This is a genomic window from Micromonospora sp. NPDC049275 (assembly GCF_043197115.1).
Taxonomy (GTDB): domain Bacteria; phylum Actinomycetota; class Actinomycetes; order Mycobacteriales; family Micromonosporaceae; genus Micromonospora.
Genome location: NZ_JBICSN010000020.1, coordinates 81,931 through 93,613, shown reverse-complemented (window position 1 = coordinate 93,613; position 11,683 = coordinate 81,931). Strand labels below are relative to the sequence as shown.

Here is an 11,683-nt window from a genome sequence, read left to right as displayed (position 1 = left end):
CTTCCCCCACCCCGGCCGGGTCGGCGCCGCCGCGGGCGGCGCCGGCGCGGGGGCCGGCGGGGATCGGGGGCCCACCATGCGCTGACCCCGGCCCGGGGCCCGGCCCCCGCGGGGGCCGGCGCCCCGCGGCGTGGTCGGTGGCTCAGACCGTGAGGGCGACCTTCAGCCAGCCCGGGTCGCGGTCCTGGAACTGGCGGTACGCCTCCAGCACGTCACCGATGGGTTCGTGCTTCGTCAACAGCCGCGCCGGGTCGACGGTGCCGTTGGTGACCAGTTGCAGCAGCTCCGGGATGTAGCGGCGGTGGTGGCAGTTGCCGCTGCGGATCGTCAGGTTCTTCATCATCGCCTCGCCGAACGGCCAGGTCGTGACGGTCTGCGGGTAGACGCCGATCACGCCGAGCGTGCCCGCCTTCGCCACGGCCTGCACGGCCCACCGGGCGGCGAGGCTCGGCGCGTCACCCGGTGCCCACGCCGGGTCGGTCTCCGGAGCGACCTGCTGGACCTCGCTGTCGAGCTGCTGGGCCTGCTCGTCGGTCTGCTCGGTGGCGGGGCCCTCGGCGGGACGTTCGGCGTCCACGCCCACGGCGTCGATGACCTTGTCGACGCCGACGCCGCCGGTCATCTCGACAATGGTCTGTACCGGGTCCTCGGCGTTGAAGTTCACCACCTCGGCGTGCTGGGCGCGGGCCATGGCGAGCCGGTCCTCCAGCCCGTCCACGGCGATGACCCGTCCGGCGCCCTGCAGGTACGCCGACAGGACGGCGAGCTGGCCGACCGGTCCCGCGCCGAACACGGCCACGGTCTCGCCGGGGCGGACGTCGGCGAGGCGGGCGCCGAACCAGGCGGTGGGCCAGATGTCCGACAGCATGATCGCCTGCTCGTCGCCGACCTCGTCGGGGATCGGCACCAGGCCGACGTTGGCGTAGGGCACCCGGGCGTACTCGGCCTGCAGGCCGTCGAAACCGCCGGCGGCCTCGGGTCCGCCGAAGAACGCGGTGCCGGCGCGCTTGCCACCGGGGTTGGCGTTGTCGCACTGGGCGAAGTAGCCGGCGCGGCAGTACGAGCAGTAGCCGCAGGCGATCGTCGACGGCACGATGACCCGGTCGCCGGGGGAGAGGTTGCGGACCCCGGACCCCACCTCGACGACCTCGCCGACGGCCTCGTGGCCGAGGACGACGCCCGGTCGCAGGCCGGGCATCGTGCCCCGGACCATGTGCAGGTCGGTGCCACAGATCGCGCTGGTAGTGATCTTCACGATCGCGTCGGTCGGATCCTGGATCTTCGGATCGGGCACGTCGGAGAACCGGATGTCCCCGACGCCGTGCCACGTGACGGCCCTCATCGGATGTCCCTTCGTCGGCTTGCTGCACCGATCACGTACCCACAGGTGCTCGCCGAAACCACCCACGCCCGACTGGCGGTGCTGACCGGGCCGGTCCCACTCCACGATGGACGTCACTCTCCGGACCGCGCCGTCGGACGCTCGGCCGACGCCGCCCGCTTCCGCCCTGCCAGCCGACCCACCTGCGCGTTCCGGGCGGCGTCGGGCGGCGTCGTATAGTGATCAGGCAGCCGACGCCCGGTGCGTCGGCGAGTCAGCGTCCAGCAGCGGCGCGACCGGACTCGACCGCCGAGTTCGGTGTGGCGCCCCGTGTCCACGGTGCGCCATCACCACGCGCGCTGCCGACGCCACCTCGCAACCGGTATGCGCCCCGGGCTCCGAGGGATCTTGACGTCATGGCACAGCGACCGGTTGATCCCGCCGAGGCGTTCTTCGAGCTTGGCCGGATCAAGCTCGGCGAGACCGACCTGTCCGGAGTGCTGACCCGGGTGTCCGAACTCGCGCAACGGACGATTCCCGGCGCCGAGGAGGTGTCGGTGACCCTGATGCGGCAGGAGGGGGCGCACACCGCCGCGTTCAGCGGCGAGATGGCGCTGCGACTGGACGAGCTGCAGTACGAGTACGACCAGGGCCCGTGTCTGGACGCGGCGAGGAAGTCCGTCGTCGTGTCCGTCCCGAACATGTCCGTCGAGGAACGCTGGCCGCGCTGGGCGCCGCGAGCCGTTCTGGCCGGGGTCGGCAGCTCCCTGTCGATAGGCCTGCCGATCCGGGAGTCGGTGCTCGGCGCGCTGAACATCTACGGTGACACGCCCGCCGCCTTCGACGACGACGCGCTCACCCTGGCCCAGACCTTCGCCGGGTACGCCTCCATCGCCCTGGCCAACGCGCACCTGTACGACAGCACCGTCACCCTTGCCGCGCAGATGCAGTCGGCGATGCAGAGCCGGGCCGTCATCGAACAGGCGAAGGGCATCATCATGGGCGAGCGGCGATGCACCGCCGACGAGGCCTTCGCCATCCTCGCCAAGGTCTCCCAGGACTCCAACCGGAAGCTGCGCGACGTGGCGAGCACTCTGGTGGAACGGGCTGCCCGTCCCGCGAGCCCGAGACGCGACCGCGGCGTTTCCGGCCCCGTGCCGTGAACGTGTCGCCCGCCGTCGAGTCGACTGGCGGCCAGCGGAAATCCTTATTACGGTGTCATTGGGTCAAGTCACGCGCCCGTCCTGTTCAGGATCTCCAACGGGAGGCGTGTGCCCATGACCGACCGCGTAGAGATGACTGTCCCGCCTCCGCACGCGACACCCACCCGATCCGCCCGTCGCCATCCGGGCGGGTTCTGGGCCCCGGCCGTTCCGGAGCAGCCCTTCTCCGTGCGTCGCTACACCGAGCCCACCGACTCGTCCGCCGCCTTCTCCGCCGACCGGTTGATCGTCGCACCGGCGGGCTACGTCGACATGGACACCGCCCCGCTGCTTGCGGCGGCGCTCCACAACGCCCTGGACAGCCACCCCGACGTCTGTTGTGACCTCGCGGCTGTCGACTTCTTCAGCGCCGCGGGAGTGCACGTCCTCCTCCTGGCCGGCGACCGGGCCAAGCGGGGCGGCTCCCGCTTCTCGATCCGAGGTGCCGCCGGCATCACCAGACGTGTACTGCGGATCACCCAGGTGGAGCACCTGTTCGCCACTCTCGACGGACCCGCGGAGGCGCCGGACGGCCGGCTGCGCTGCGGGCCGGGGGTTCCGACATCTTTCGAAGGATCGAGTGAATCGTGATCATGGATGTTGCGCCGACGCGGGGCGACCAGGTCAGGCAGGCCGCCGACGATGACGCCGCCGCCCTGCTGGCCGAGTACGTTCGTACCGAGGTCGACACGTCACGGCGTCAGGAACTCCGCAGAGAGGTGATCCGGGCCTTCCTGCCGCTGGCCCGCAACCTCGCCCTGCGCTACCACGGCAGGGGTGAGCCGCTCGACGATCTGGTCCAGACGGCGACCATCGGGCTCATCAACGCGGTGGACCGTTTCGACACCGCTTTCGGGATCGACTTCGTCGGCTACGCGGTCCCCACCATCACCGGCGAGATCAAACGGCACTTCCGTGATCGCACCTGGGCACTTCGGGTCCCGCGCAAGGTGCAGGAACGCAGGAACGCGCTGACCCGAGCCACGCAGTTTCTCACCCATCGGCTCGAACGGTCGCCGACGGTGGCCGACCTCGCCGTCGAGCTGGACATCAGCGAGGAGGAGGTGCTGGAGGCCCTGGAAGGCGCACGTGCCTACCACGCGGTCTCACTGTCCACCCCGACCGCCGCCAACCAGGACACCGAACTGGGCGACACCCTCGGCCAGCTCGACGACGAGTACGAGCGGGTGGAACTGCACCTCGCGCTCGGGCCGGCGCTCGCCGCCCTCACCGAGCGCGAACAAAGGGTGATCAGCCTCCGCTTCTACGGCAACCTCACCCAGACGCAGATCGCCGCGCGTACCGGCATCTCCCAGATGCACGTCAGTCGCACCCTGTCCAAGGCGCTCGCGAAGCTGCGTCCCCACCTGACGGCGTAGGCGGTCGCCGGCCTTCCGCGCCACTCCGCCCGCTCCGGTCCTGCGTGGCGTCCGGGCCGACGCCACGCAGGACGGCTTGGTGTCAGCCGGCCGTGCAGGAGCGGATCTGCGGTCGGGCGCCGCTGTTGCCGTTGAACATCGTGGTGAAGCCGAACGTGTTGCCGCCGCCGTTGGGGCGCACGGTCATCACGTAGCCGCTGCTGTCCCAGCTGGCGCTGCCGTTCCAGATGGTGGAGACCTTCTGCGGCGCGGTGAGGGCGACGACCACGGTCCAGGTGCTGGTCCCGCTGACGGTGACCGAGGTGTTGTACCTGTCACCCCAGACGTTCGGCGTCGTCGCCGTGGCGGTGCAGCTGCCGCCGGACGGCGGCGGGGTCGTCCCGGTGGGCGGTGGAGTCGTACCGGTGGGCGGCGGGGTCGCGCCGTCGGGTGCGACCGCGCGACCGGTGGACGGCGAGATCATGCCGGGGCAGAGGTTGCGGCTGGTCAGGTTGGCCACGATCTGGCCGATCGCGTCCCGGGTGTTCTGGATCCCGTCGTGCATGAGGATCACCTGGCCGGCCTGGAGGCGGCTGGCGTTCGACACGATCTGGCTGACGCTCGCGCCGTTCCAGTCCTGCGAGTCGACATCCCAGATCACCTGCCGCATCCCGAGCGACGAGGCGACCGACTGGAGGGTGGAGTTCGTCTCCCCGTACGGCGGCCGGAACAGCTGCGGTCGGCTGCCGGTCGCCGACTGGATCGCCGAACTCGTCTGGGACAGGTCGGACTGCATCTGCGACTGACTCATCGACGTCATGTGGGCGTGGCTCCAGCTGTGGTTGCCGACCCACATGCCGGCGGCCACCTGTGCCTGCGCCGCCGACCTGTTGTTCTGCGCGTTCTGCCCGATGTTGAACATCGTGGCCCGTACGCCGTTGGCGCGCAGCACGTTCAGCAGCGCGCTGGTGCTGCCGGTCGGACCGTCGTCGAAGGTGAGGCCGACGTAGCCGTTGCAGGTGGCGGCGCTCGACGGAGTCGCCGTGGCCACGACGACGACGCCGCACGTGGCGACGGCGGTGGCGAGGATGGACAGCACCGCTCGGAGTCGCCTCGACCGTACGAGCGTGCCAGCGGAGACAGTGCTCATCTGTGCTCCTTCTACCGGCCCGGACGTGCCGCCCCGGTGTGCGGGGTAGCCGGTCCAAGCCGGACGGGTGGGTGGTGGTGGGGAGATCAACCGAACCCGCCGGAAGCGGAGATCGTATCGATCAGAATGGATCGGAGTATTGCAGCGGGAATTTCGAAGCGTCAACAATTTCCGGAACCTACGGCAATGGCCATCGGTGGTCCGCCGTACGTCCGACCCGGCGTGGAGCAGCCACGATGCTGCCCCAGTCGTCCGGCACGGAGGTCAGCCGCCCTCTGATCCCGGTGAGCCATGCGACCATGATCCGGAAATCCACCGAAAGTATCGGTCCAAAGCCGATCGATCGGCTCCAGACGGCATCGTGGGAGAACCCGTTGCCGCACAAAAGATCACGGTCGTGACCAGCGTAGACAGGCCGCATGCCGGCTCAGGGTCCGACGAGCCGATCCGCAGCTTTTCCGGTAAACGTTGACAGTGTCCCGAGGCCCTCCCAATACTGTCGCCATCGACAGACCGGGACGGATGTCGATTCGGGTCGCTCGCGGCGACCTGGCCTGCCGGGCGGCGACGGCGGGCGGCCGGACCCCTGGCCGACGGTGTTCCGCAGGGCGAGCCGACCGCCGGCCGGACCGCCCCGCACGGCGGTCCGGCCGGCGGGGGGATCACCGTGGTCACGGCGTGCGGTGGCGGGGCGTCCTGTTTCGACCTCGGACGGTGACCCCGATGATGGGTTTTGTCCTTGATGGAGTGAGATCGTTGACAGGTGCCGCGACGCAATCTTTGATGGTCGATGTTGCTTCCTCGTCGGTCCGGTCGGACGCTGCGTCGTCCGGCGCGGGGGTCGGGCCGTCCGATGCCCCGACCCTGGAGGACTGATGCGAAATCTCGCCCGAGTCAGACCACGACGCCTGCTGTCGGCGCTTGCCGTGGCGGTGCTGCTGGCCGTGACGGTCGGCGTGCCGGCGTCGGCGGCGGGCCCGTCGACAGTCGTCGGTGTGGCGTCCGGCCGGTGCCTGGACGTGGTGGGCAACTCGCGCACGCCCGGCGCCGGCATCAACATCTACGACTGCGTCGGTCAGGCCAACCAGGCGTGGACGTTCACCTCGGCCGGCGAGTTGCGGGTGTACGACGCGACGATGTGCCTGGACGTGGTCGGTCAGGACACCAGCGCCCCAGCCGCGCTACAGGTCTACGGCTGCACCGGCGGCGCCAACCAGCGCTGGCGGATCAACACCGACGGGAGCATCGTCGGTGTCCAGTCCGGCCTCTGCCTGGACGTCAACGGCGGCGGCACCGCCAACGGCACCACCGTCGGCCTCTGGACGTGCAACGGGCAGGCCAACCAGCGCTGGACGTCGTCGCTCGGCAGCACCGACAGTCAGCCACCCTCGCCGCCCGGCAACCCTCGGGTGAGCGGGTTGACCTGCAACTCGGTGACGTTCGCGTGGAACGCCTCGACCGACAACGTCGCGGTGGCGTTCTACGACATCTACCACGACGGCCAGCTGATGACCTCGGTGAGCGGCAGCACCCTGTCCGCCGGCCTCACAGTCGTCCCCGGAGCCAATTGGGGCCTGTACGTCAACGCGCGGGACGCCGCCGGTAACGTGTCGCAGGCCAGCTCCACCGTGACGATCACGCCGCCGCAGTGCCAGGCCGACACGGTGCCGCCGAGCACGCCGACGCAGGTCACCGGCACCGCGTCGGGGACGACTGTGACCCTGCGCTGGGCCGCGTCGAGCGACAACGTCGGAGTCCGGGCGTACGACGTCTACCGCGGTGGCGTGAAGATCGGCACCGTCACGGGCGCCCCGCCGGCCACCACCTTCACCGACAGCGGCCTGGCGGCGAACACCACCTACCAGTACCAGGTGGTCGCCCGCGACGGTCAGGACAACGCCTCGGCACGCAGCTCCACAGTCACGGTGAGCACCGGCGCCAGCTGCGCCAACCCGGTCTGCACGGTGCGGCAGGTCACCACCGACACGGACATCCCGTGGGGGCTGGTGACGCTGCCCGACGGCACCGTCCTCTACAACCGCCGCGACGCGCACGACATCATCCACCTCAACCCCGCCACGGGGGCGAAGACGACAGTGGGCACCGTGCCGAACGTGCAGAGCACCGACGGTGAGGGTGGCCTGCTGGGTCTGGCGATCTCGTCGAGCTTCGCCAGCGACAGGTGGCTCTACATCATGCACACGTCGCCAAGCGACAACCGGATCGTGCGGATCAAGATGGAGAACGACCGGCTCACCACCTCCACCGAGCAGGTCCTGCTCAGCGGGATCCGGCGCAACAAGTTCCACGACGGCGGTCGCCTGCGGTTCGGCCCGGACGGCAAGCTGTACGCCAGCACCGGCGACGCGCAGAACGGCGCCTACGCCCAGGACCGATCCACCCTGGAGGGGAAGATCCTGCGCCTCAACCCGGACGGCAGCGTCCCGTCGGACAACCCGTTCGGCAACTACGTGTGGAGCTACGGCCACCGCAACCCGCAGGGGCTCGCGTTCGACTCGCAGGGGCGTCTCTGGGAGCAGGAGTTCGGCAACTCGATCATGGACGAGACGAACCTGATCACGCGCGGCGGCAACTACGGCTGGCCGGCCTGCGAGGGCACCAGCGGCACCTGCGGCACTGCCGGCTACATCGCACCGGCGCGCACCTACCCGACCGCCGAGGGCTCCTGCTCCGGCATCGCGATCGTGCGCGACGCGCTCTACGTCGCCTGCGCCCGCGGTACGCGGATGTACCGTGCCGCGATCAGCGGCAGCAGCCTGACGAACGTGCAGACGTACTTCAGCGGCACCTACGGCCGGCTGCGGACGGTGGAGCCGGCGCCCGACGGGGGGCTCTGGCTCACCACTACCACCACCGGTGACAAGGACAGCACCCCGAACAACAGCAACGAACGCATCCTGCACGTCACCCTCGGCAACTAGCGCGGACGTTCGCCGACGGCCACCGCGACGATCCGGTGGCCGTCGGCGCACTCCCGCACGCTGACGACGCGCCGCCGTGGTGCGCGCACCTCTGAGGTTCGGCGAGCGTTTACCCTCCGCTTGTGGCGAGGTCATCGTGCCGGACGGCCTCCCACCTAGCCTCACCAGGGCATCTGCACCTGAAGAGCTGAGGTTTGCACCATGTCCCTGCGTCACGTTCTGGCGGGCCTTGCCGTTCTGCCCGCGCTCGCCACTCCGGTTGCTGCGCACGCGTCAACAGTCGACAGCGCCAGCGCGCCGCACCCCCAGAAGACCCACTTCGACCTCCAGGCCCACCGCGGCGGCATCGGCATGACCACCGAGGAGTCGCTGGAGGGCTTCGGCAAGGCGATGCGTCTCGGTGTCACCACGCTGTAGCTGGACACCCAGATCACCAAGGACCGCAAGGTCGTCGTCAACCACGACCGCCAGGTCAGCGCCCAGAAGTGCGCCGACACCGCACCGGTCAAGGCCGGTGACCCGATGTATCCGTACGTCGGCAAGTACATCAAGGACCTCACCCTCGCCCAGCTCAAGACCATGGACTGCGGCTACCAGCAGCTTCCGGGCTTCCCCGAGCAGGAGCAGGTCAAGGGCTTCCGCATGGTCGAGTTGAAGGACGTCCTCGGCCTCGTCAAGAGCTACAAGGCCAAGCAGCTCACCCTGAACATCGAGACCAAGGTCGAGGCGGGCGCGCCCGAGCAGACCGCGCCCCGTGAGCTGTTCGTCCGGCGGGTCTTCGAGGAGATCCACGCCTCCGGCATCGAGAAGCAGGTCACCATCCAGTCGTTCGACTGGGGTGCGCTGAAGGTGATGCACCGCCTCGCGCCGAAGTGGCCGCTGGTGGCTCTCACGAACTACGACTTCCTCCAGGTCGGCCAGCCGGGCGCGTCCCCCTGGCTGGGCGGGATCGATGCCGACGACTACGACGGTGACTTCGTGAAGGCCGCCGCCGCCATCCCCGGCGTCACCGCCCTGTCGCCGAACTACGGGTTCCCGCAGAACGGCACCATCAGCGACCCGACCTTCCGCTTCTACCCGGACGCGACAATGGTGGCCGAGGCGCACGCGCGGGGCCTGAAGGTCATTCCGTGGACCTGTGACGACCCGGCCACCGTCTCCGCGCTCATGGACATGGGCGTCGACGGGATCATCACCAACTACCCCAACCGGGTCCGGGCGATCATGGCCGAGCGCGGCATGCGGCTGCCGAAGAGCTACCAGCCCCGCCACTGACCCGTACGCCCGATCCGACATCGGCCCCGTGAGCTGCCTGAGCGCGCTTGCGGGGCCGCTCGGTGACCGGGCAGGAGGCCACGGCTTCGACGAGCGCGCAACGCCGGTCAGGCCGGGTGCTCAATGAGCCTCCTCGGAGTCCCCGTTCGCTGCGCCGGGACGCCGCCCGGGTGGTGGGCGGCGCCCAACTCCGTCGTCCACGGTCGGGTCTGCGCGGCCGGTGCCCGCCACCGGGTCACCCGTGCCCCCGGCTCGCCAGGCTTCCCGGCGCCGGACCCGGTGGGCTGTGCCTCGGTCTCCTCGCCGCCGGCCGGCGCGATGCCCAACTCCCGCATCCGCTCGACGTACGTGCGGTAGCGCCGCTGCGCCTCGCCGTGCCGTCCGGCCGCGCGCAGCACCTGCACCAACTCCAGGTGGGCGTCCTCGTCGTACGGGTCCCGGTGCACCAGCCGCATCAGGTAGACCAGCTTCTGGTCGGTGTCCGAGGCGTGCTGGGCCAGGGCCCGCAGCACGCTGGTGTGGGCGACCTGCGCCTCCTCCCGCAGCGGCTGCGCCCAGTCCTCGTACGGGTCGTCGGCGAGGAAGTCCCCGCCGTAGAGCTCGTCGGCGCGGACCAGCGCACGGGCCGTGTCCGGGTGGCCGCCCCGCAGGGCTACCTGCGCCTCCTCGGCGGCGGTCAGGAACGTCTCCACGTCCACGTCGATCACGTCCAGGTCGATCGCCGCCGACCCCCGGTCGGCCAGCACCGCCCCCCGACCGCTGGTGCGGCGGCCGGTGCCCAGCACACGGCGCAACGTGGACAGCAGCACCGACAGCCGGTTCGCGGTACGCGACGGCGACTCGTCGGGCCAGAGCAACTCCATCAGCCGGGCCCGGGGCACGGCACGTCCCCGGTGCGCGACGAGGATCTTCAGCAGATCCCGTGCCTTCTTCGACTGCCACTCCCCGTACGGGACGACGGCACCGGCCCGGAACACCCGGAAGTCGCCCAGGGTGTGGATGACCACCGCCGGTACGCGCAGCGTGATCGCGGTGAGCCCGTCGGCGACGCCCGGGTCCAGGCGTACCCCGCAGCGGCGCAGCTTCTGCTCGGCGCCCTCGGCGCCCCGGCGGGCCTGCCGCCCCTGCAACCGCGCGGCGATCAGCGCGACTGTGGCCTCCTCCGCCGGGTCGCCCAGTTCCCGGCAGAGCGCGGCGGCGTCGTCGAGCAGCCCGGCGGACGCGCGCGGGTCGTCCGCCGCGAGCACAGTGAGCTGGAGCGCCTCGACGAGGGTGGCGCGTCGCCGCCCGACGGTGGCGCCGGTGCGGGCCTCGGCGGCGTCGAAGTGGGCGGCGGCGGTGTCACCCCGCAGCAGCGCCACCCAGCCGCGAGCCAGCAGGGCGTACGGCCGTTCGGGCTCGCGGGCCATCGTGACCGCTCGTTCGGCCAGTTCCTGCGCGGCGCACAGGTCGTCGGCGGCTCGGATACGCGCCAGCTCCGCCAGGACCCAGGCCGACGAGACGATGCGCGGCTGACCGCTGCCCACCGCGGCCAGGGCGCTCTCCAGCGCCTGCCGAGCCTGCCGGGGCTCCCGCCGGCGGCGGTGCACCATCCCGAGGGCGGCCAGCGAGATCGCCTCGTCGGCGGCGACCCCCGCCAGCTCCCGCAGGCGTTGACCGGCGGCGCCGTCGGCGAGCGCCTCCTCCAACCGACCGAGCTGACACTTCGCCACGGCGGCGAGGGTCAGCGCGTACGGCTCGTAGCCTGTGTCGCCTGCCACCTCGGTCAGTCGGACGGCCGCCTCGGCGTGCCGCAGCGCGTCGGCGGCGTCGCCGGCCCACAGCAGATGGCCGGCCAGATCCAGGTGGACCATCAACCGGAACAGGTCGGCATCCGCGCGACGCAGCCCGTCGGTCGCCTCCGCACGCCCGAGGGTCGCCGCCGCGTCGCCGGTGGCGGCGGCGAGCAGCACGACCATGCGGGCGTACGCCTGGTGGGCGGACGGGACGCCGCACGCGTGGGCGGCACGCGCGGCCTCCTCGACGTCGGCGCTGGCCCGCTCGAGGTCGTCGTCGAGCAGGTGGTGTACCGCCGCGTGGCAGTACATCTGGACGGCATGCGGGCCGGTCGCGCCGATCGGCGCGGTCGCCAGACGGGCCGCGGCCAGGTGCGGCTCCCCGGCGAGGTGGTGCCGCAGCGCCGCCCGCCAGATCTCCGCGGCCGGGGCGTCGGCCGGGTCGGGTGTCGCGGCGAGCAGGTCGGGCTGGGTGGCGAGCCACAGGTGTGCGGCCGCGCGGTCACCGGCGGCGGCGAGGTGACGCAGCGCCCGCCCCGGGTCACCACCCGTACGGTGTTGTTCCGCGGTCGATGCCTCGCCCCCACCTTCGCTGCGAGCCGGCGTCGACGGGCGCCAGGCATGGTTGACATTGTCTCCGGACATGCACCGCTCCTGTGT

At 71.1% G+C, this 11,683-nt stretch carries 9 protein-coding genes; 6 read left to right on the top strand and 3 right to left on the bottom strand.

Annotated elements, in window-relative coordinates:
• Positions 1-142: 142 nt before the first annotated feature.
• On the bottom strand, positions 143-1,342 hold the full coding sequence (locus tag ACGFIE_RS32010; protein ID WP_393301889.1) for a zinc-dependent alcohol dehydrogenase: 1,200 nt from the start codon (positions 1,340-1,342) through the stop codon (positions 143-145).
• 395 nt (positions 1,343-1,737) lie between these two features.
• Here ACGFIE_RS32010 and ACGFIE_RS32005 point away from each other — a divergent pair, with 395 nt between their 5' ends.
• The 3 genes from ACGFIE_RS32005 (at position 1,738) to ACGFIE_RS31995 (ending at position 3,902) form a co-directional block, all read left to right on the top strand.
• Positions 1,738-2,484 (top strand): GAF and ANTAR domain-containing protein, encoded by a 747-nt coding sequence (locus ACGFIE_RS32005; RefSeq protein WP_393301886.1) that lies wholly within the window; start codon positions 1,738-1,740, stop codon positions 2,482-2,484.
• Positions 2,485-2,598: 114 nt separating this feature from the next.
• The gene (locus tag ACGFIE_RS32000; RefSeq protein ID WP_393301884.1) at positions 2,599-3,114 is read left to right on the top strand and encodes an STAS domain-containing protein; all 516 of its coding nucleotides are present in this window, start codon (positions 2,599-2,601) and stop codon (positions 3,112-3,114) included.
• A gap of 2 nt (positions 3,115-3,116) precedes the next feature.
• Positions 3,117-3,902 carry a SigB/SigF/SigG family RNA polymerase sigma factor gene (locus ACGFIE_RS31995; protein ID WP_393301906.1) on the top strand — a complete coding sequence of 262 codons (786 nt, stop codon included), beginning with the start codon at positions 3,117-3,119 and terminating at the stop codon, positions 3,900-3,902.
• 82 nt (positions 3,903-3,984) lie between these two features.
• On the opposite strand, the gene ACGFIE_RS31990 is transcribed toward ACGFIE_RS31995, so the two are convergent.
• Entirely contained in the window at positions 3,985-5,031 is a 1,047-nt protein-coding gene (locus tag ACGFIE_RS31990; RefSeq protein ID WP_393301882.1) for a polysaccharide deacetylase family protein, read from the bottom strand.
• 875 nt (positions 5,032-5,906) lie between these two features.
• On the opposite strand from ACGFIE_RS31990, the gene ACGFIE_RS31985 reads away from it, so the two are divergent.
• The 3 genes from ACGFIE_RS31985 (at position 5,907) to ACGFIE_RS31975 (ending at position 9,248) form a co-directional block, all read left to right on the top strand.
• Positions 5,907-7,973: a PQQ-dependent sugar dehydrogenase gene (locus tag ACGFIE_RS31985; RefSeq protein WP_393301879.1), complete on the top strand. Its 2,067-nt coding sequence runs from the start codon at positions 5,907-5,909 to the stop codon at positions 7,971-7,973.
• 201 nt (positions 7,974-8,174) lie between these two features.
• Complete coding sequence (locus ACGFIE_RS31980) at positions 8,175-8,390, top strand: hypothetical protein (RefSeq protein WP_393301876.1); 216 nt, start codon at positions 8,175-8,177, stop codon at positions 8,388-8,390.
• A complete protein-coding gene (locus tag ACGFIE_RS31975; RefSeq protein ID WP_393301903.1) occupies positions 8,391-9,248 on the top strand; it encodes a glycerophosphodiester phosphodiesterase family protein in 858 nt (285 codons plus the stop codon).
• 107 nt (positions 9,249-9,355) lie between these two features.
• Here the strand turns inward: ACGFIE_RS31975 and ACGFIE_RS31970 are convergent, their stop codons facing one another.
• On the bottom strand, positions 9,356-11,668 hold the full coding sequence (locus tag ACGFIE_RS31970) for a BTAD domain-containing putative transcriptional regulator (protein ID WP_393301873.1): 2,313 nt from the start codon (positions 11,666-11,668) through the stop codon (positions 9,356-9,358).
• Between the last annotated feature and the right edge of the window lie 15 nt (positions 11,669-11,683).